Source organism: Pseudoalteromonas sp. G5_S1_14_S5, from assembly GCF_054968605.1.
In genome coordinates, this window is sequence record NZ_JBQKUM010000028.1 from 1 (window position 1) to 21,494 (window position 21,494).

The following is a 21,494-nucleotide window of genomic DNA, read 5'->3' on the forward strand; positions in this document are numbered from 1 at the left end:
CACTCAATCACTCTTCTACACATTTTTGCATTGATAAGCAGATACAATAACCACAAGGTGACTAAGTGCTCTCTTGATAAAAACACAAATAATTTACAACTATTGACTATGTATATCGACAAGCGTATCAAACTATTATAGATTTAGATGTATAGACGTCTACATATCTAGCTTAGGGAGAAAGCTGTGCCTATCCGCATTCCAGACCAATTGCCAGCGAGCGATGTTCTTCGTGAAGAAAACATCTTTGTTATGCCGCTATCAAGAGCATCGACACAGGAAATCCGACCACTTCGAGTCTTGATCCTCAACCTAATGCCAAAGAAGATTGAAACTGAGACTCAATTCTTGCGCCTTCTATCGAACAGCCCGTTGCAAGTGGATGTTGAACTGCTTCGAATCGATGACCGTCCAAGTAAAAACACACCGACTGAGCACCTCGATAACTTTTACCGTCAATTTGAGATGGTAAAAAATCGTAACTTTGATGGGTTGATCATCACAGGTGCGCCATTGGGTTTGGTTCAGTTTGAAGATGTTATCTACTGGGATCACCTGAAAACCATCATGGAGTGGGCTAACAAGCACGTTACCTCGACTCTTTATGTGTGCTGGGCTGCTCAAGCGGGCTTGAAGTTACTGTATGACTTACCAAAGCGTACTCGTAAAGAGAAACTGTCTGGCGTTTACAATCACGAGATCCATAAACCTTACCACCCTATTCTTCGTGGTTTTGATGACACCTTCTTAGCGCCACACTCCCGCTATGCAGATTTCTCACCTGAGTACCTAGCAGAGCATACCGACCTAGATGTGCTTGCGACTTCAGACGTCGCCGGTGTGTATCTAGCGGCAACCAAAGACAAGCGAAACGTATTTGTAACCGGTCACCCTGAGTACGATGCGCATACGCTTCACAACGAATACATCCGTGATTTGGGCGAAGGCATGGAGCCAGTCATCCCTATTAACTACTATCCAAACAATAACCCAGACAACAAACCGGTCGCGAGCTGGCGAAGTCACGGGCACTTACTCTTCTCAAACTGGCTAAACTACTGCGTTTATCAACAAACGCCTTACGATTTGGATCACTTCAGTGAAGAGAACTTCACCAAAGACGATTAATTATTCGCTGATTTATCAAAGATACAATGTTGCGCCCAACAAGCTGTTTACTTCGATAACGTTGAAAACATGCTTATTGGGCGCAGCTTTTTTATGGAGAGTGGATCGCATTCCACCACAGATTTACCACTTTATGTTTACCAATTTCATATGATTGTCTGGTGTTCATAAGGAGCTTCACATGCCTGCCAAGTCATTGTTTTCAAATCCCCTACTCTCAGCTCTAATTGCCTCTATCTCACTGTCTGGCTGTGTCTCTGTCACAGAAAGGCCTCCGAAAGTAGAAAGCGATCCTATTGCGATGTCAGAATCTCGCATTCAATTAGGTTTGGGGTACATGGGCCTAGGCAACATGATAAAGGCACGTGAAAACCTAGAACTTGCTATTAAACATGCGCCGAGTTATTACCGTGCTCGGCTCTCTATGGCCCATTACTATGAACAAGTGGGTGAAGTCGATGAAGCGAGGTCTGCGTATCGAAAAGCGTTAAGCCTAGACTCAAGAAACGGTAACGTGCTCAATAACTACGGGACGTTTTTGTGTAAGCAAGGCGAGTATATACAGGCCGAAAAGTACTTTAATCGCGCCATTGATCAGCCCTATTACTATTTAGTATCCGCCAGTTATGAGAATGCGGCTTTTTGTGCTTTTAAGGCAGGTAATACAGAACAAGCCAAGTACTACTTCACCCGCGCCATTGACCATGATCCGAACCGAGTAAAATCAATATTACAGCTATCTAAAATTGAAGTGAGCGAAGCCAATTATAATGACGCTAGACTTCGTCTGTTTAAGTTCCACCAGCGGTATGGCTATCAAATTCCATCGCTTCAAATCTTAGTCGATCTCGAAAAGAAAGCCGGAAACCATTCGCTTGAGAAGAAGTACCAAAGTAAATTGAATGAATTGCTCTCTGCTTAACCCAAATTTGATAAAAAACGGGCTTGTTGATTGAACAACAAGCCCGTTTTATTTAATAGAATTAACGATACTTTCGAGTTTTGACGTGTGAACCGTTATTTAAGCGCGATCCACTTTTGTCTTTGCTCGTCGTCCATAAAAGTCCATGCCACAAAGCGGCTCACTTTCTGGCCTTGAGACATCTCTACAACTTTTACTTGTTTCGCTTTGAGCTTACCAAGTTCAGAGCGAAGCATATCAACGTTGTCTTTCTTCGAAATTAGTGTCGTGAACCATAGCACTTGAGTCGTAAACTGTTGGCTCTCTCTTGCCATTTTCATGATGAATGCCGCTTCACCACCTGGGCACCATAACTCCGCTTTTTGACCGCCAAAGTTTAATGTTGGCTTATTTTGCTTGGCTTTTTTCGCTTCAGGTTTGAAGGTTTGGCCCGTTTTCTTGGCTCGGTTTGCCGCTAGGTTGTCTAGTTTACGCTGTGTCCCCTTTTCCGCTTCCTCTAGAGAACTGTGAAATGGAGGGTTACAGATAGTGACGTCGTAACGTTCATTATCTTTGATAATACCCTTAAAGATAGATTCAGAGTCTGTTTGCAAACGCGCTTTGATCTTACCCTTTAAGTTAACGTTGCTTTCAGCAATGAAATTCGCGGCTTTCACCGACACAGGGTCAACATCACTACCCGTGCAACGCCATTTGTATTCCGTGGCTCCGATAATTGGGTAGATACAGTTCGCACCAACACCGATATCTAGCGCTTTCACGGATTGATGATTATAAGGTTCCCCCTGACCGTCGCTATTAAGGATTTCTGCTACTCTGTGAATGTAGTCCGCTCGACCAGGAATCGGCGGACACAAGTATCCAGCTGGAATATCCCAGTGCTTAACACCATAGTGATGCGCCAATAACGCTTTGTTGAGTAGTTTAACCGCCAATGGATCAGAGAAATTGATCGTGTCTTCACCTACTGGGTTCTTAACTAAGTGAGCTTTCAATTCTGGTAAAGCTGCAACCAATAGTTCGAAGTCGTAACGCCCTGTGTGCTGGTTTCTTGGGTGCAAACCGGCTGCTGGCTTAACGATATTCTTATTGCGTTGTGAACCACCAGTGCGCTTCGAGCTAGCAGGCTTTTGAGTGCCGCTCGATCTTTTTGGCGCGTTCTTATTAGAAGTGCCTTTTTTAAAAGGAGCTTTGCCCTTTCCGCCTTTATTATTGCTTGGTTTCCCAGAAGATCGCTTGGCTTTGTTCTGTCCAGTCGCTTTTGAATCCGCAATGTTACAGTTTTTATCAGAAGCACTGTTTTTTGATAGGCTTAGCGTGGTTCTTTTTTGTGATTGGCTCATTGGGCTACTTCTTTAAATCTAAATAAATCATGAACAAACGGGCATCTAACTCTAGTTGATGATATTCCGGTTCCATGTGACAGCATAGTTGGTAAAACGCTTTGTCGTGGTCTTTCTCTTTGATGTGCGCCAGTTCATGTACCACCAGCATTCTCAACAAAGGCTCAGGGGCATTACGAAATACACTTGCGATACGAATCTCATTCTTCGATTTGATCTTGCCACCGTGGTTTTTCGCAACATAAGAGTGCAACCCTAATGCATTGTTGATTAGGTGGATCTTGCCATCATAAATCACTTTACTGATGGGGGGTGTTTTCTTCATATAGCGATTTTTAATCTCAATCGCATAATCAAACAGGGCTTTCTCGCTTTTTATTTCATGATTTTTTGGGTAGCGAGCTTCAAACCACGGCACCAATTTACCTGACTCAACAAGCTGAGTAACAGGATCGATAATGTGTTTAGGATAGCCTTGAATATAGCGTAATGAAGGATGCATGCTGAAAGACCGTACAAGTTGCGTCACATCAAAACGTTGTGACGTCGAGAATTGAGCCGCATAGTGTAACTGATCACACTTTTCTAATCACCTAGGATTCGTTACACTTTAACGAGATTCACCAAGAGCTAGACTCAAAAAGAGACAGTAAAGATGAAACGTGTTGTATTGTACGTGGCAGACAAATGCCCGCACTGTAAAGATGCCCAAAGATATTTGGACTCTAAGAAGATTGTTTACCGCTTAACGAATGCCAAGATGCAACGCGGCCGTAAAGAATTACAAGCGATGGGCGCTCGCTCTATCCCGGTACTTAAAATCGGCGACCAGATTATGGTCGGATGGAACCAAAAGAATTTCGATAAGATGTATAACTCAAAAAATACTTAACACTATGTAAGTTGCTATACCTCTTTACAACGAAGCCCGAATATCTCACCTAAGATATTCGGGCTTTGTGTTATGAGTATCGGAAACCAAGGTCTACCTTTCCCTTTTCGCCACTATCCTTTTACCTTGAGAACGCCACTGCAAGACGCGCATCTGTATTTCTCTTTTATACCGAAAACTTTATCGACTGATGTTCTGCGAACTCTAATGAGCCTTCGTTCTTTACACTTACATTTCATGGAGCTAGGGTTGCCTAATTAATTAATTTAAAGACAGCTAATATCTCCCAGTCACCGCTTGTTAACCATAACCATATTGTTGGGCACACATTTTTCACAGAATAATATAATCGACGAATTACTTTTCAAACGGACTCATTTCTTTCATCTCAATACCTAGCCCTTTATTTAAAAGACAGTATCTCACTTGCTGCATTTATATCAGCCCTTGTTCCCTAACACTCGGTCGAGAAACGTTCTACGAACTCGTATTAACGTTTGCTCCTTACATCCACATTTCATAGTCCCTTACTAGCTACTTAAAAAGTATTAGTATTATTTAACGGGCATGCATACCAAGTAAATTAGAAGCTGTTAATATTTTACTAATCACACATATTGTTTAATGAAATCGATAAAGGTTCTATCAGCCTTAGACAAATAGCCCTCTTTTCGCCACGCCAAAGATAGATTGAGTTTTACAGGATCTTTAAATGGCACACCAACCACGTCGTCTTCATACTCTGTTACCAAGCTAAGCAGTGCGGTAATAGCAAACTCGCGTTTTACAATAGAAAGAATCATTGGCAACAAGTTAGTCTCGAATGCGATGGTCATATCTAAATCGTATTTTTTGCAGGTCGCGTCGATGAAATCACGATGGAAATACCCTGACTTAAACATGATTAGCTCTTGATCAAAAAACTCTTCAAAGGTGATCGATGACTGTGACGCCAATGGGTGTTCTTTACCGACAACGGCTAACATTTCAGAGCTGAGCAAATGGTCAGTCTCTAGGTCACTCGGCACATTTTCATGATTGATAACTCCGATATCGAGTTCGCCGTTTAATAACATTTCGCGAATCGAAGCCGTGCCCGCATCGCTCAACGTCAGCTTGAGATCTGGGTATTGGCTTTTAAATGCCATAACAACTTGTGGAAAGAAGTAACTCCCCATCATACTTGGCACCCCCAAACGTACCTCCCCTTTTTCCAAGCCTTTCAATTCATTCATCGCCAGCTCTGCATCATCAAACTGCTGCGCGATACGCTTGGCATGCTCAAGCAGTACTTTCCCTTCTTCCGTTAGAGTGACCGATTTATCTCCTCTTCGAAACAGAATCAGATCAAGTGTTTGCTCGAGTTTTTTAATCGATATACTTAAAGCTGGCTGAGCGATATGTAACGCTTTTGCTGCTTGGGTAAAGTTACCAAACTGAGCTACGGTGAGAAAATGTCGAAGGGGTTTTGATTCAAGCATGGTGATATATTAAATATATGGAGATGATATTTTTAATATATTTCTTTAATCACCATTGTGCTGATAACTTGTTCACAAATAGCTTAACTCCTCGCATAGGCACAAGATAAATGTTCGATAAAGGCAGTACTCAATACAAACGGATCACTCAATCATTAGCGATTGGTTCATTTATCATTTTCTGTAATCTTTATGTGTTTCAACCTATCTTGCCGCACATGGCTCAGCACTTCCAAGTGTCTGAAACCCAAATCAACTGGCTATTTGCTGCAACCACGCTCGGGCTATCGATTAGCTTAGTACCGTGGGCAATCGCTTCAGAGTCATTTGGTCGAAAACCTATCATTCTATTTAGTCTTTTTGTGATTCCAATGATTGGTTTAGGCATGGCATTTACCACCACACTGTTGCAACTCGTGATTGCTAGAGCATTAATGGGGATCGCGGTCGCAGCTTTCGCCGGTGTTGCTGTCGCCTATATGGTGGAGGAGCTCACGTCCAAAGCCTTTGCAGTCGCGATTGGTGGCTATATTGCTGCCAACTCATTAGGGGGTATCTTTGGCCGTGTGTTAGGCGGCTTGCTGACAGACTATTTCGATTGGCACGCTACCGTGCTGATCTTTGTTGTGGGCTCGTTATTATGCGCTTTATTTATTGCCTATCGACTACCAGAGCAGCAAAACTTCAAGCCGCAAAAAGGGCTGTTCTTTCATCATAATCGCTCAGTTATAATGCATTTTCGCAACCGTACCTTGTGGCTTGCTATGTTGATTGGTGGAGCCAATTTCGCTCTGTTCGTTAACCTGTATTCCGTAATGGGCTTTAGATTGGTGTCAGAACCTCACTCCGTTCCAGTTGGCTTAGCATCACTGATCTTTCTCTGCTACCTAGCGGGTACCGTCAGCTCGAAGCTGTCTAACAAATGGACGCTACGTTTCGACCCGTTAAACGGCATTCTGCTCGGTGTGTGTATAAGCTTGCTGGGAATGCTGGTCTCTGCGGTTGATGAGATTCCTTTCATGCTTGCAGGGTTATTGCTGATAAGTGGCGGGGCTTTCTTCTCGCATACACTAGCCTACTCTTGGGTCAGTCAAAAAGCACCAAGCGCCAAAGCGACGGCAACAGCGCTCTACCTTGTGCACTACTATATTGGTGGCAGTTTGGGCGGGTTCTTACTCTTATACTGCTGGCAGTTATTTAGTTGGAATGGCGTGATTGCGGGAGGCTCAATCTTCTATGTCGCGATATTTGCTTGGGTCTACCAGTTGAAACAACTTCAAGTATCGACATCTAAACTCGCTGAAGCTTAGAAAAAACAGCATTTTCAAGACAATTAGTGCTTTTGATTAACAACCGTTCTGATATCCTACGCAAAATTTCATTTCGGAACCTGTTATGTCGAACACTCAAAACACTGATCTTCAAACCATCCATGACCAAGTAAAACAATGGTTAGACGATGTTGTTATTGGCCTAAACCTGTGCCCATTTGCAGCAAAGCCACAACGTAATAAGCAGATTAAGATCTTTGTGAGTGAAGCAGAAACCGAAGAGGCATTGCTAGAAGATATCATGACTCAATTTGTGGAGTTGGATAACACACCAGTCGCTGAGCTAGAAACGACTCTGGTGGTTGTTCCTAACATGCTGCAAGATTTCCTCGACTACAACATGTTCATCGATTGGGTAGAAGCTTTGATTAAGCAGCAAGACTGGGAAGGCGTTTACCAAGTGGCGACCTTCCATCCTGATTACTGTTTTGGCGGTGCGGATCCTGAAGACGATGAAAACCTAACCAACCGCTCCCCTTGTCCGGTTTACCATTTAATTCGTGAAGCGAGCATGGAAAAGGTATTGAAGCATTACCCTAACCCTGAAGCGATTCCAGATACCAACATCGCTCGTGTTGAATCGTTAACGCCAGAAGAGCGACGCAAACTGTTCCCGTACCTGTTTAGTTAAGTTCTCAGCTCTCAAGATTAATCATCTAAATATTGGTAATATGGACGAGACACGAACTGATCTCGTCCATTTTTTGCAACATACAAACACTCATCGGCCACTTTCTTTAGCACAACATCGCCCATTTGATACCCATAGCCGTCGTTCACTGACTTAAAGAAATCAATATCAACCACAGCTGCCTAAGTGAGCGACAACATTAATATTTCTAATATAAACGAGAATAAAGAGTAGAAAATCATAATAATCAATTGATTTGTGTGCAAAATACCTCATTGGTCCAATGAATAAAAGTCGAGTTCTTCGACTTTGCGTTAGCACCCTATTCCTACCTTTGTTAAAATGACCCATTAACGAAACAGAATGGATAGGAATATGAACCTTTCTCAACTAAACCAAGAAATCTACGATCATCTTTACCGCGATATTGAAGAGTTCCGCAGTACTTTTGATCTGCCTGTTGCTGCTCCTGAAACAATGGATGAAAAAGGCGATACGCTACATACCTCTCTAGCGATCGAAGAGCTGACAGAATTGGCAGAAGCTGACTCTAAAATCGAACAAGCGGACGCTATTGTAGACAGCGTTTATGTTTTGATGGGACGTTTGGTTCACCTTGGCCAATCTAAAGTAGAAGACAACCTAGCGATCAGCTATCTGATCGATCTTCTGTTGAACGTTGCTAAAAACCGCTCAATAGACTTCTTACCTTGCTGGGATGAAGTACACTCAAGCAACATGAGTAAAGTATGTCGTAACGAGACAGAATACACAGAGACAGAAGCGTTCTATGCTGAGCAGAACATCAAGCTAATGGCGGTTCAAAAAGGTGAATACATCATCGCTAAATGTGCTGAAGATTTCGTATCTGAAGGTAAAACAGTTCGTCAAGGTAAAGTACTGAAATCAGTGCATTACCGCCCAGCAAACCTTGAGCCACTAACGGCTTAAGTGCATCAAATATTGGCTTTTAAGTAGGTAGCCAACTGAAATAGCATACGCCACGTTATAACAACGTGGCGTTTTATTATCTATTAATACAACCTAGACGTTATAACAGTCGCGCCATATGGTAAGCCGCCACATATTCGCCATTTCTGAAGGCAAACCCTGCTGACTCCCCTTCAATCACGAAGCCAAACTTCTTATATAGGCTGATCGCTCGTTCGTTATCGGTATAAACGGTGAGTTCCAGTCGTTTGATGTTAATCCAGTTGTCACATAAGTCGATTGCCGTTGCGAGTAATTGGCTACCTACACCTTTGCCTAACACATCGTCTTTAACACCCATACCAAAAGAAGCGACATGACGCCTTCTCGGATTTACATACACTTCTAAACCTAGGTTACCAACAATTTCTCCGTCCAATAACGCGACATAAGAGTACACATTATCTGGAACATTTGAGATTCGTTTTTGCCAAGTTTCCAGAGATGGATTTGGGAGTTGCAGCGTACCGGTATAAGCATTAGTGCATTCGTAAACTTCTTTTATTCCCTTTGCATCTGACGGTTCAGAGCGTCTCACTACAATACTCATCGCAACTCCTACTGTTATTATTTTTTGCTAAATCTGAAGTACACTTTTTATGTGCACCTAAACACATTATCAAATAGTAAATATTTAACAATAGGTTAGATAAAATTGTTTCTATTTAACAATTGAGTAAATATGAGTATCAACGAGGCGAGCCAATGATTTTGAATGAAACATTAATGGTAGATGCTAAAAAGTTTAACTCAGAAAGGCTACTTTGCGCTAATGGTATATACACAGATGAGGCAGCATGGGCACAAACTTCTGTGCCCAGTGCTTAATTATATTTTGGGGTTAGTCACGCTCGCATTGAACTTGCATGACTGTTAAATCGGTAGTGTTTAACTTCTTAGCCAGAGCAGCACCTTCTTGGTTACATTCTTCAAGGCTCGTGAATTGCGTGTTCACTTCCATTTCAGCCGTACTAGTTGCGCTACCCATCATAAAGCTAAGAATCCGTGTTAGTTCGTACATTATTAGTCCTCTTTCGAGTTAAATAAGCATCCATTCAAATAAGATAAAGTGACTCGTGTTTTTTCCTATGCACTTGTCGCGTTAGAAATAATTCTAATCAACCCTTCTTAGTGAGTTTTACCATTTCGTGCCACTAACTAGAAAGCAGCATAGCCAAGATTTAAAAGCATAAAAAAGACCAGAGCATCGTGCTTCTGGTCTTTTTACTAATCAAACATCAATTAGCGATCAGTTTCTAAGTCACTTTTCTCTAGGCTGATTACATTCAACACTGCAAATGCAGAGGCTAGAAATAAGCCTAATATCCAAACAAAATACCACATGGAAAACTCCTTAATACAGTGAATGTCCGTTGCGTTCGACATACTTGCTATCGAGTCGCCCAAACATAGTGCGATAACTAAAAGTTGTGTAACACAGGATAATTGGCACCATCACAAACGCCACGCCTGTCATGATGTTCAAAGTCAATTCACTCGATGTTGAATCCCACAACGTTAAGCTATGGCTTGGATTAACACTCGATGGAAGAATGAATGGGAACATCGCGAAACCAGCCGTTAAAACAACGCATGCATTAGTCAGACTTGAGCTTATAAAAGACAGCGCATCCCACTTTAATCTGGCACTCACCAGCGCTAAGACTGGAATGAGCACACTGCCAATCGGCGCAAACCCCATCCAAGAATAAGTCTCAAAATTGGTTAGCCAAGCACTGGTTTCTGCTATCGCTTGTTTATTTAACGGGTTTGAAACAGCACTATGGTTTAACTCACTGACAATCAGATAGCCATTCATTTGACTTATCACTAAACCGCCAATTACCATCAGGCTAGCCACAAATACCGCACTCAGCTGCGCAACCAATCTTGCCTTGTTGTATAGCGCACCTGTCGTTTTCATCATCAGCCAAGCACTGCCTTGCAACAGCACCATCAATAGCCCAACAAAACCACACAACAGAGCAAACGGATTAAGCAAATCAACAAACGATCCGTGGTATTCAACCATAAGCAAACTATTGAGAGAAAATGGAAGCCCTTGCATCAAGTTGCCAAACGCGATACCAAATAAAATCGGCGGAAAGCAGCCTGAAAATGAAATCGCTAAATCACACACTTTACGCCATTGATCGTTATCTATCTTAGCTCGATACTCAAGCGCAAGAGGACGCAGCCACAATGGGATAAGAGCCAAGTACATCGCAACATATAAGCTTGAAAAGGATGTCGCATACACCAAAGGCCAAGCTGCAAACAAAGCGGCACCTGCTGTTATTAACCACACTTGGTTGCCGTCCCAATGGGGTGCGATGGAGTTAATCATCACTCGTCTGTCAGAGTTAGTTTTACCGATAAACGGTAATAACGCTCCTACTCCCATATCGAAGCCATCTGTGATCATAAAACCAATCAGCAATACACCAATTAGCACCCACCAAATTAAACGTAATGTGTCATATTCGAACATGAGTCAGTCACCTTATTGTTGAACTTGTTGTGCCAATTTGGCGTCAAGCGATGTTGTTTGTTCATAGTGATAACGCCCCGTTTTTAAACTGCTTGGGCCTTTTTTGACGACGGTAATCATCAAGTAACTTTCAACAATAATGAAGACCGTATAGAGGCTAATAATTAGCGCGAGAGACGTCAGCAAGTTTTCAACGGTTTGCGAAGATGCCGCTACCGCAACAGGGAGAATTTCACCAACTGCCCACGGTTGACGACCATACTCAGCAACAAACCAACCTGCTTCGATTGCTACCCAAGGTAAAGGGATTGACCAAAGTGCCGCTTTCAATAGCCAAGACTTTTGAGTGATGTTTTTACGGTAGGTTTGTAAGAAAGCCGTCCCAAAAACAAACAACATAATGAAGCCACAACCCACCATAATTCTGAATGACCAGAACAGGGGCCACACAGTTGGGATTGAATCGTCGGCTGCTTGTTGGATTTGCTGTTCAGTCGCATCAGTCACGATGTCTGTGTATCGCTTGAGCAATAAGCCGTAGCCGAGGTCGTGCTTGGTTCGCACAAAGGCTTGCTCCGTCTCGTATGAGGTATCGCCAGCTCGCAAACGCTCTAGCAATTCATAAGCAATAATACCACTTCGAATACGCACTAAATGTTGGTCACGCAAGTCATGAAGACCCATCACTTTCTCATCCAAAGAGCGCGTTGCAATAATCCCCATAACGTAAGGAATTTTCACAGCGAAGTCAGTTTTGCCTTCCTCTTGTTTGGGTAGTCCGAACAAGGTGAACGCCGCAGGTGCAGGTTCGGTGTGCCATTCGGCTTCTATTGCAGCAAGTTTTACTTTCTGAACGTCACCCAGTTGATAGCCGGACTCATCACCGAGTACGATTACTGAGATAATTGAAGCGATTCCAAAGGATGCAGCCACAGCGAAAGAACGCTTGGCAAAGGCAATATCTCGACCTTTTAGCAAGTAATATGAACTCACGCCAAGAATAAACATCGCGCCACAGGTATAACCCGAAGCGACTGTGTGTAAAAACTTAACCTGAGCAACTGGGTTGAGCACCACTTCAGCGAAGCTTGTCATTTCCATACGCATGGTTTGATAATTGAACTCCGACCCGATCGGGTTTTGCATCCAACCGTTAGCAACCAGAATCCATAATGCAGAGAAGCTAGAGCCTAACGCCACCAACCAAGTGACAACAAGGTGTTGGGGTTTCGATAATCTTTCCCAACCGAAGAATAAGAGGCCAACAAACGTGGATTCTAAGAAGAATGCGACAAGGGCTTCGATGGCGAGAGGAGCACCAAAGATGTCACCAACATAGTGAGAATAATAAGACCAGTTGGTGCCGAACTGGAACTCCATGGTTAAACCAGTAGTGACACCCAAGGCGAAGTTAATACCAAACAGTTTGCCCCAGAAGCGAGTCATATCTTGATAGATTTGCTTACCGGTGAGCACATAGATAGATTCCATGATCGCTAGTAAGCAAGACATACCGATAGTTAACGGGACGAAGAGAAAGTGGAACATAGCGGTTAGCGCAAACTGCAAACGCGACAATTCAACTACATCAAACATTTAAGCTCCAAACATCATAATGATGGCTTTAACATTAAGAATTGGAGCGTATTTCAGCACAGTTCGAACAAACTAAACTAGAACAGATAAGCTGTTAAAAAACAGAACAGATTAAATTATCTGACGAGTGACAAACTAGATTTCAGGTAAACATAGTCGAAGGTAGACTAACGACTTAGACTTGTTATTCCATTGCCTGAATCAAACCACCTAGCGTACGAATGGCCTCTGCGATTTTGTCGTCGCAAGCATACGAGCAATTAAGTCGAATGTGATGGGAGAACTTCTTGTCACTACTGAATATGATCCCTGGCGCGACAGATATGTTGTGTTCAAGAGCTTGCTCATAAAGCTTCTCAGCACTAACTGATTGAGGCAATTCTATCCAAAGGAAGTAACCACCTTGGCTTTTATGAATCAGAGCACTCTTAGGCAAATTGGATTCTAGAAGTGCTATGTGCGCCTTCTTCCTTTCGTTCAGAAGTTTACGAAGCTTTTTCAGATGATTGTCATAGCTATAAAACGTTAGGTAGTGAGACAAACCTAGCTGAATAGGAATGCTGCTGGAAAGTGTTGATAGATGCTGCAATCGTTGAATCTTCAACGCTTGTTTCCCTGCAACTACCCAACCGATTCGAAAGCCGGGCGACAATGATTTGGAAAACGAGCCACAAAGCATGATCTGCTCGCTAGTGTCATAGGCTTTGGCAGGCAATGAGCTTTGATTACCGACGTGAAGCTCACGATACACATCGTCTTCGATCATTGGGATCTTATGTTGATTCACCAACTCAACCAACCTTCGTTTATTGTTGTCGCTCATCGAATAGCCGACTGGGTTTTGTGATTCCGTCATGAACCAACACGCTTTGATGTCCATTGAAGCGAACACAGATTCCAACACATCAAGATCGATTCCGGTTTCTGGGTCCGTTGGTATTTCAACTGCCGTAAGGTTTAGCCTTTCGATGGTCTGCAACACACCATAGAACGCAGGATACTCGATAGCGACCAAGTCACCCGACTCTGTGCAAGATTGCAGACAAAGATTAAGTGCTTCCATCGCTCCAGAAGTTATCACAATATCGTTTGGCAGGACATTTATACCGAGCATTTGATAGCGTTGGGCAATTTGCCTGCGGAGTGTTTCACTGCCAGGAGGTAAATTAGTGAGCATGCTGTTGTCAGGCATTTGGCGGCTGGCACTGGCTAAACTACGAGACAATGCTTGATGCGGAAACAAAGCAGGGTCTGGAAATGCCGAGCTAAGTGGGATGATACTAGGATCTTTGGCTCGTTGAAGCACATCGTAAAGCAGGTCACTGATCCTAACGGGGTACGGCTTGATAGCTTTTTGCTTTGAATGATCCGAAACGAACACATTTCTGCGTGGTAACACGAAATAACCAGACTTGGATTTTGAGCGAACATAGCCTTGGTCTTCAAGCTGATGATAGGCTTGTAATACCGTCTCTGTGCTGAGTTTATAGCGCTTACATGCATCTCTAATTGATGGGATCTTCTCACCACTCAGCCAAATATTTTGCTCTATCTGATTCTTGATTGTATTGGCGAGTATCTGTGATTTTTTCATCAAAAACTCCTTTCTATCAAACGTGTAAACAATTACTCAACCTTGAATATTCGAAGTACTCGGAAATTTAGGTATAACAAGGCCCCACCCTAAACCCAATTACCTTCACGGTCGACTTGTTTATCTATCCCATAAGAAAAGACACGACACTCGTCAAGCGAATGTCGTGTCTTAGTTACTCAGTTTAGGTCAACTAGCTGACTAGTTAGCTGGACGCCAAACGCCCCACTTATCGTTTTCATAAGTCGCTTGCGGGTTTTCGCCGCCCTGAATCCACCACTGCGCTTTCCATGACTGGTTAGAGTAAGTCACAACTTCACCACCAAGGTAAACCTTAGATGAATCCCATGTGCCCGGGTTTGGTGCAGGGTCTGGGTCTGGAGTCGGATCTGGATCCGGCGTTGGGTCTGGGTCAGGTGTTACACCACCATCTTCAGCAATCACTTCAAATGTGAAGGTTTCAACACTCTCACTTTCAATAGAGCTAGCAATGAAAGACAAGGTTTCGTTCGTTGTGATCGCTGTAGTATCAACCACAATTGAAGCCGTACCATTGTTTTGAATGCTTACTGCAGAACCTTGTGTTTGCGTAAGGTTTGCGGCTTCACTTGTTGCAATCACAACTTTGTCGCCCGCATTAACGACATTGTCACTCTTAACAAGTTCGTAAATATCGCCTTTCAACGGCTCAACACCGCCGTCGCCACCTTCAATCAACGTCAATTGACCTGAAGCTCGGCTATCTTTTGAGTTAAAGAAATTGCGAGACGGATCGTTTTGGAAGTACATGTAGTGCTGCATTTCAGCATGCCAGTCACCGATGAAGATCGCGCCGCCTTTGAACTCTTCATGCCAACCGTTAATTTCAGAAGCTAGCAGACGAGCCCAATCGTTCACATTGCTCGCATCAATCACAATGTCGAAGCTACGTGCGATTTCACCATACTTGTTGATGATGTCGTACTTAACTGTGTCGCCAATTTCTGGTGTCCCGAACTGATCAGACACAAACAGGTCGCCACGTACTAGATCTGGTTGCGGTGTAGGGTCTGGCGGAGGAGTTTTACCACCAGTAATGGTGATGTCTGAACAGTTGTAGAAGCCTTCACCTGCCGAATCATTACGCTGCCAGCGCACAAATAAAATTGCATCGCCAGAACGGTCCGAAGGAATGGTTACATCGATACGGTATTTACCACCATTTACAGGGACGTTACCCTCCTCTTGGATAAGATCTAAGTCACCCCAAGCCAAACCTTTACTCAAGTCTGCATTTGGTTTGGTTAGGTAAAACTCCCAGAATGAAGGGTTGTGCGGTGCCGTCGCGTTGAATACATATTCAAAGGTACCAGTGCTTAGCTCGGTACGAGTCCAACCCGTGTGAGGTGCGCCCATACCACGCTTTTGCGCATCATTGGCGTAACATAACGTGCCGTCGGGAATCGCTGTTTTTACAGCATTGATGTTGTTGAAATCCTGTATATTTTTTGCATATTCGTTACGCTGAACAAACGGATATGAGCCAGAAATCTCTTTAGCTTGAGCACAGGCTGCGTTTGGTGGTGTGCCCGACCAAATACCACCTTGCTCGTAACAGGTATTCTGACGTGCACTTGGAAACTCAGACCAACCATGAGCATTTGCCACTGACGGCATACTCGATAGCAAAGCCATCCCTACTGTTGCTTTAAGAAGATTATGATTTATTGTTGTCACTTTCTCACTCTCTATTATTTTATCCTAAACAATGCCAATGACTGCTAATCAATCAGGATTGTAGTTCAAGGATTTATAGTTTTCGTTTAAAGAACAACAAAAAATATATACGTCAATTTTATCAATAACAGTGAGTGTTATATCGATAGGAATCGGAATCACACAACTCAAACAAAAGCGTTGTAGATAGATGATGTTGCTTCTAATTATTGGATTTCAGTATTCTGTCTTAATTGTAGAAACAATATTCAAAGTGAAGAAAAAGCGGTTTAATGAGTAAGCCGCTTTAAGGTTCTCATAGTCAAAAGAGAATTTAATCAGCTAGATAAGTGAGATCTTAGTCCAACTTTTTCCATTGCTGTCTCACTTAATTTGTAACTCGACATGATTAAGGTGCTGAGCGTTAGAATTGATAGGCCGTAATATGCACAATGCTTATACTTCAGCACCCTGTTAATGAAATTATCAAATTGGGACTAAAGTAACGCTACGATACCAGTAACCTCCAAGACTTCCATTGCTGCTGCAAAAACTCTTCTGCAGTCATCTCGACTTGGTAGGAACTATAAATGGCAGTAGTTGCAGCCTGACTTACGCTTCTATAACTGAACTCCAACCAACACTTGCGAGGCTTGTTGAGTTGTAGATGAACGGCAGACTATCAACGATAGACTGTTCAAAACCGTTGGCAACCGCAAACCTGGCAACAATTTCGCCTACTCCCATAAGACCAGTATCACCAGCTTCAAACTCACTAGCACTGTGAAGAATAATTACAGATATATGTTCAGCTACAACTGCATTTGCTTTATCAGTACCAACAATGACACTAATACTATTCACATGCCGACTGATCCCTGGGATAGCGTCTTCTTCCCTCAATAAGTACGAATCTAACTGCCTCACAAAACTTGCAGCAGCCTCTTGAGAGTCAAACTTGATGACAGTTTGTTCTTCTATAGGCGCGATATCTGAAACCGTTTTTGTGATGTATGTCGCGCTTTCATCAAATGGAAGATGATTGACTGGCAAACCAGTGTGGAGTTCTTTAAATCCCATATCAGTCATAAAGTTAAGATCGGACTCTGAAATCTGATTCTCAAAATATTCAGCGACATACTCTCGTGAAGGAAAGTTTAAATAATTTTCTAAAGCTTGCTTACCACCATTTCCTTGCTGGATCTCATACATATCATCGAAAGACACATTTAGTTTTATATTGTCAGAAACAGGACCAACTGTAATTGCAGAATATACAAGAACTTGGAATACGTCTTGAAAAACACCTTTGCGAGCCAGATAAACTGTCGTCCCAGCAAGCGCAGCAACGCTCACGCCAGCAGTGGCGATAACCCTAACTTTACCTAGCTGAAGGCCTTTATCTGCTGTCACGTCATCATAAAAAAAACAAACACCAGAGGCATACAAAGAACATATGCAACACAAAAATCACACGGAAAAATCAATATAGCGAGGTAATAATTTTATTTTATGATGAAACGACTGTTACCTTGCTTTTTTATATATTCAAACAACTTTAAAGTGAAACAATTGTTATAAAAAATAGACTATTTTTATCATGAAAATTTCGAGAAGTAATATTTAAAGGAGGTAGATTAGGTAGAAATCGACGAGCAGGCCTTAAACGGAAATAAAACTTGGCGCTTTATCGAGGTGTGAAAATAAAAGCTACAAAATAATACCTTATAACGAATTAAATTGAGAAATGGCAACAAGATGGCGATGACTTTTATCTTTGAGACACGGCAAGAAATGGAGAAAAAAGCCCACTTTCAGAATGGGAGAAAGTGGGCAAGGTATAAGGTTATAATGATATTAAAAATAAGCATGAAAACATTATGCACATTGATGCATACAAGCGACATCATTTCTAGAGCTGCAGCATGTTTTTTGAACAATAAATTTAATTGGTTGCTCTAAACTGTGATACCAACTGCCCCTGTGAGTCTAAGTTTCGAACTAAACCTTCACACTCATCGCGGGTCTCCGATGCTAAAGTATTAGTTTCAGCCGTTAATTCGCTAATCGACTGCACATTTGAGTTCATTTCTTCTGTTACACACGCCATTTCTTCTATTGCTGCTGCTATCTGAGTATTACGGTCTGAAATATCGTTAACCTGATGAATAAGAGCATTAAGCTTTTCACCGGATAGCTCTGCACTGCTTACACACACTTCAGAAAGTTGATTACCTTCCGACATTACTTGAACGGCTCTCTGAGTACTCGATTGGATCAGTGAGATAACACTGTGAATCTCTTTCGTTGATACTTGGCTTCGTTGTGCAAGTGTGCGCACCTCATCTGCTACGACAGCAAAACCTCGGCCCTGCTCCCCAGCTCGTGCAGCTTCAATTGCAGCATTTAGCGCTAATAAATTAGTTTGTTCAGCAATACTTTGGATAACTGTCAGTGCCATATCTATTGTTTTTCCATGTTCTTCTAACTGAGTAATAACATCTGAAGCTTCATGTAATTGATTCGATAACATGGCTATTGAATCAACTGTTTCCTTTACAGATTGCACACCTTCACTCGCAGCCCTGTTTGCTTGCTCAGTCACTTCAGAAGCACTTTGCGCATTCTGAGCAATTTCGTTTGCAGTAGCATGCATTTCGTTAATAGCTGCGGCTACTTGATCTGTTTCAGAGGTTTGATTAGAGAGTTTATTTGCAGTCGTATCACAGTTGTTGGAAGACGACTGAGCAGCCGAACTTATTTGTTCATTAGAATCTTGTATTCGCCCAACAACAGCGTTCAGCTCAGATTGACGCATTTTAAGCGCTAACTGTATTTCAGAGATATCATCAACATGTTGATTATAAACAAGCTCCATCAAAGGATTATCAAACACTTTACGTGCTTCTTCTGATAATGACTCCAAGCGGCGAGTCAACAAATAAATACTAGTAATGGAAGCTATCATCAACAGCCATACTCCCATTCCTTGATACACAAATTGATCCACTGCTGCTGCAATTGCTGATAGTGGTATAATAGAAACCGCTGCTCGTTGCCACAAACGACTACGTACACCTTTTAGCTTACAAGGCGTTCGTCCCGCCTTTATCTGTTTGTAAATCTTTTCTGCGTTTTCTACATGCTTACGGCTTGGAACTAAGCGCACCGATTGATATTCTACAGTCTCACCGCCTTCAATAATTGGGGAAGCAAATGCATCTACCCAATAATAGTCTCCATTCTTACATCTATTTTTAACTATACCCATCCAGGACTTGCCCGACTTCAGGTGTTCCCACATATCTTTGAAAGCTTCTGCGGGCATGTCAGGATGGCGAACCATATTATGTGGGTTCCCTACGAGCTCTTCTTGAGTGTACCCAGCAACTTTACAAAACTCCTTACTTGCATAAGTAATATGACTGCTTGGCTTCGTGATGGATAGAAGGTTATAACTGGCTGGATATGTAATCTCTTTTTGTAGGTTACTTTGAGTGGTCATGAATCACCTGAATATTAAAAAATATATTTATGTTATTATTGATACATTTATTAACAAGTGTGATAAGAAAAGTAAAGTAAGCATATGTAAGTGGAGGTTTAGTTTCTGATATACCCCGATAACTTTAAAAGAAAAATAAAGTGTGTTCCATTGTGATATTGAATAACATAATAACTCCTGATTATCTATTATGACTTTGAGTTCATATTTTTTAAAAATTAGATCATCAGAAAATAAACTTAAGGAAGTTTAATTACTGGAAATATTTCCCATCATCGAAACGGAACAACAGCTATAATCGAAAGTAGTTATAACCCATTTCGACATTTGGAGGCCAACTGCGGTCCTTCTCATTCTCAATCCAATTGGTGACCCATACTTCTGTTGATAAGGTGCTATGCTTTTCACCAAAAGCATCTAATACATCTTTTGTAGCTACCAGGCCGTTTTTAGATGTAACTGCTGTACGAATAACTATTGAGCAACAAGGTACTCCTTTAACCCACATAGACTGCTCAAGATAGATCCATTTGTCATCAATACCAACAACACGAGTGTACATTGTGATTTTGTCGAAAGCTCTAATTTTTTTCCGATACATGACGGAACTTCCAGCAACAACTAACCCCCACTTCTTTTTCAATAAGACTCTAAGAAAACCGCATTTAGAAACCAAAGAGATTCTTCCAAGGTCAAATAAGGTTATCATACGCCCATTGTTCATTTCGCGGAAAATATCAATATCCCATGGGTGACAACGAAATTGTATTGAGTCTTGATGTAAATAATTTATCTTCTCTTTTCGTGAAGATAAAAGTGTTTTAACTAAACGTAATATAGGATACAAAAGATAATCTCTAATTAAAATTGGAAGTTAGCTAAGGCGAACACATACTCACATTTCACTCAATGTTAATTTTAGTACCAGTGGATATGTCGCCTTAGTGCTTAAAGCAATTGACTCATAATATTTAACGATAGAGCCTGTCTATTCAGTTTTATATATAGATATAATTGTATTTTAGATTCTTTCAACAAGCTTTAACACAGCATCATTAATACCCACTTCAAGCTCTTTAAGGTTACTTGCTAGCATATAAGCCGGAGTCGTAATAACTTTCGATTTTTCATCAACATGTGAGCCTGTAGATGTCACTTCAATATGATTGTGGCCTAACTCAGATTCCAAAATTTCGCAGATTTGCTTGTCATTACCAATAGTAAGCTCAATTGCATCAATGCACTTAGCAACAACCATAGGAGCAATACACATCGCAACAATGTATTTTGAATTACTATGAAATGCTTTAATTGTGTTTTTTATTTTTTCATCAACCGTATAACTAGGACCATCAAAAGCAAATGTAGACAGGTTCTTAGCCGCACCAAATCCACCAACAAAAATAACAGCATCATGCTCTTCAACATTTAGAAGAGAAAGGTCCTTAGTTGTACCTCTTGTTAGACGATTTGACTCCACTAATACATTTCTGCATTCTTCTGTAGGCTGCCCAGTTAAGTGGTTAATAACATGAGCTTGCTCAATGTCAGGAGCATATGTCTCATAATTCAATCCATTTTTTTCTAAAGATAGAAACGTCATTACGGCTTCGTGAATTTCAGAACCATCGAAAACACCAGAACCAGAAAGAATAATTGCTACTTTTTTTGTCATTATTGGATACTCAATTTCTAATGTAAATAGAGTTGATACCATACTATTTCAATCTTTATACGTCATTGGAGTTTTAGGCTATTAAGTTAGCAATGTTAACTCGATCACACATAATAAATATTAATAATTATTTTTAAAAATTTAATACGCCCACTAATAATGACCTATCACATATAAAGAAAGGCATCACCCTAAAAAATTAAACATTATAAAAAAAACG

Annotated in this window: 21 protein-coding genes; 6 read left to right on the plus strand and 15 right to left on the minus strand. The window is 41.7% G+C overall.

Going from position 1 to position 21,494, the window contains the following annotated elements; translation table 11 throughout:
- Positions 1-186: 186 nt before the first annotated feature.
- Both metA and pilW read left to right on the plus strand, forming a co-directional pair.
- Entirely contained in the window at positions 187-1,128 is a 942-nt protein-coding gene (gene metA / locus ACTRWI_RS10230; RefSeq protein WP_499131064.1) for a homoserine O-succinyltransferase MetA, read from the plus strand.
- A gap of 181 nt (positions 1,129-1,309) precedes the next feature.
- A complete protein-coding gene (gene pilW / locus ACTRWI_RS10235; RefSeq protein WP_499131065.1) occupies positions 1,310-2,050 on the plus strand; it encodes a type IV pilus biogenesis/stability protein PilW in 741 nt (246 codons plus the stop codon).
- 95 nt (positions 2,051-2,145) lie between these two features.
- On the opposite strand, the gene rlmF is transcribed toward pilW, so the two are convergent.
- Positions 2,146-3,393, minus strand: coding sequence for a 23S rRNA (adenine(1618)-N(6))-methyltransferase RlmF (gene rlmF, locus ACTRWI_RS10240; protein WP_499131066.1), 1,248 nt, complete (start codon positions 3,391-3,393; stop codon positions 2,146-2,148).
- Positions 3,394-3,397: 4 nt separating this feature from the next.
- Positions 3,398-3,895, minus strand: a complete 498-nt coding sequence (locus ACTRWI_RS10245; protein ID WP_061031460.1) for a M48 metallopeptidase family protein — start codon at positions 3,893-3,895, stop codon at positions 3,398-3,400.
- A gap of 153 nt (positions 3,896-4,048) precedes the next feature.
- Here ACTRWI_RS10245 and ACTRWI_RS10250 point away from each other — a divergent pair, with 153 nt between their 5' ends.
- Positions 4,049-4,285: a glutaredoxin family protein gene (locus ACTRWI_RS10250; protein WP_004741645.1), complete on the plus strand. Its 237-nt coding sequence runs from the start codon at positions 4,049-4,051 to the stop codon at positions 4,283-4,285.
- Positions 4,286-4,893: 608 nt separating this feature from the next.
- On the opposite strand, the gene ACTRWI_RS10255 is transcribed toward ACTRWI_RS10250, so the two are convergent.
- Complete coding sequence (locus ACTRWI_RS10255) at positions 4,894-5,766, minus strand: LysR family transcriptional regulator (RefSeq protein WP_499131069.1); 873 nt, start codon at positions 5,764-5,766, stop codon at positions 4,894-4,896.
- 110 nt (positions 5,767-5,876) lie between these two features.
- Between ACTRWI_RS10255 and ACTRWI_RS10260 the strand changes: the two genes are divergently transcribed.
- Positions 5,877-7,076, plus strand: coding sequence for an MFS transporter (locus ACTRWI_RS10260; protein ID WP_499131071.1), 1,200 nt, complete (start codon positions 5,877-5,879; stop codon positions 7,074-7,076).
- A gap of 85 nt (positions 7,077-7,161) precedes the next feature.
- Positions 7,162-7,728, plus strand: a complete 567-nt coding sequence (locus ACTRWI_RS10265; protein WP_499131072.1) for a DUF1415 domain-containing protein — start codon at positions 7,162-7,164, stop codon at positions 7,726-7,728.
- A gap of 17 nt (positions 7,729-7,745) precedes the next feature.
- Here the strand turns inward: ACTRWI_RS10265 and ACTRWI_RS10270 are convergent, their stop codons facing one another.
- Positions 7,746-7,904: a diguanylate cyclase gene (locus ACTRWI_RS10270; RefSeq protein WP_499131073.1), complete on the minus strand. Its 159-nt coding sequence runs from the start codon at positions 7,902-7,904 to the stop codon at positions 7,746-7,748.
- A 199-nt stretch (positions 7,905-8,103) separates the two neighbouring features.
- Here ACTRWI_RS10270 and ACTRWI_RS10275 point away from each other — a divergent pair, with 199 nt between their 5' ends.
- Positions 8,104-8,679 carry a nucleoside triphosphate pyrophosphohydrolase family protein gene (locus tag ACTRWI_RS10275; RefSeq protein WP_499131076.1) on the plus strand — a complete coding sequence of 192 codons (576 nt, stop codon included), beginning with the start codon at positions 8,104-8,106 and terminating at the stop codon, positions 8,677-8,679.
- 100 nt (positions 8,680-8,779) lie between these two features.
- Here the strand turns inward: ACTRWI_RS10275 and ACTRWI_RS10280 are convergent, their stop codons facing one another.
- The 11 genes from ACTRWI_RS10280 to elbB all read right to left on the minus strand — a co-directional run bounded on the left by ACTRWI_RS10280 (position 8,780) and on the right by elbB (position 21,316).
- On the minus strand, positions 8,780-9,268 hold the full coding sequence (locus ACTRWI_RS10280; protein ID WP_499131079.1) for a GNAT family N-acetyltransferase: 489 nt from the start codon (positions 9,266-9,268) through the stop codon (positions 8,780-8,782).
- Positions 9,269-9,559: 291 nt separating this feature from the next.
- Positions 9,560-9,739 (minus strand): hypothetical protein, encoded by a 180-nt coding sequence (locus ACTRWI_RS10285; protein ID WP_499131081.1) that lies wholly within the window; start codon positions 9,737-9,739, stop codon positions 9,560-9,562.
- A gap of 221 nt (positions 9,740-9,960) precedes the next feature.
- Positions 9,961-10,062: a cytochrome bd-I oxidase subunit CydX gene (gene cydX / locus ACTRWI_RS10290; protein WP_499131084.1), complete on the minus strand. Its 102-nt coding sequence runs from the start codon at positions 10,060-10,062 to the stop codon at positions 9,961-9,963.
- A 10-nt stretch (positions 10,063-10,072) separates the two neighbouring features.
- Entirely contained in the window at positions 10,073-11,209 is a 1,137-nt protein-coding gene (gene cydB / locus ACTRWI_RS10295) for a cytochrome d ubiquinol oxidase subunit II (RefSeq protein ID WP_499131087.1), read from the minus strand.
- A 12-nt stretch (positions 11,210-11,221) separates the two neighbouring features.
- Positions 11,222-12,805: a cytochrome ubiquinol oxidase subunit I gene (locus ACTRWI_RS10300; protein ID WP_499131089.1), complete on the minus strand. Its 1,584-nt coding sequence runs from the start codon at positions 12,803-12,805 to the stop codon at positions 11,222-11,224.
- A gap of 184 nt (positions 12,806-12,989) precedes the next feature.
- Positions 12,990-14,399, minus strand: a complete 1,410-nt coding sequence (locus tag ACTRWI_RS10305; protein WP_499131091.1) for an aminotransferase-like domain-containing protein — start codon at positions 14,397-14,399, stop codon at positions 12,990-12,992.
- A gap of 201 nt (positions 14,400-14,600) precedes the next feature.
- Entirely contained in the window at positions 14,601-16,115 is a 1,515-nt protein-coding gene (locus tag ACTRWI_RS10310) for a lytic polysaccharide monooxygenase (protein ID WP_499131093.1), read from the minus strand.
- Positions 16,116-16,706: 591 nt separating this feature from the next.
- A complete protein-coding gene (locus ACTRWI_RS10315) occupies positions 16,707-17,507 on the minus strand; it encodes a hypothetical protein (protein ID WP_499131096.1) in 801 nt (266 codons plus the stop codon).
- Between the two features lie 532 nt (positions 17,508-18,039).
- Complete coding sequence (locus tag ACTRWI_RS10320; protein ID WP_499131098.1) at positions 18,040-19,599, minus strand: methyl-accepting chemotaxis protein; 1,560 nt, start codon at positions 19,597-19,599, stop codon at positions 18,040-18,042.
- 292 nt (positions 19,600-19,891) lie between these two features.
- Positions 19,892-20,446: an acyl-CoA thioesterase gene (locus tag ACTRWI_RS10325; RefSeq protein WP_499131099.1), complete on the minus strand. Its 555-nt coding sequence runs from the start codon at positions 20,444-20,446 to the stop codon at positions 19,892-19,894.
- Positions 20,447-20,620: 174 nt separating this feature from the next.
- Complete coding sequence (elbB, locus tag ACTRWI_RS10330; RefSeq protein WP_499131101.1) at positions 20,621-21,316, minus strand: isoprenoid biosynthesis glyoxalase ElbB; 696 nt, start codon at positions 21,314-21,316, stop codon at positions 20,621-20,623.
- Between the last annotated feature and the right edge of the window lie 178 nt (positions 21,317-21,494).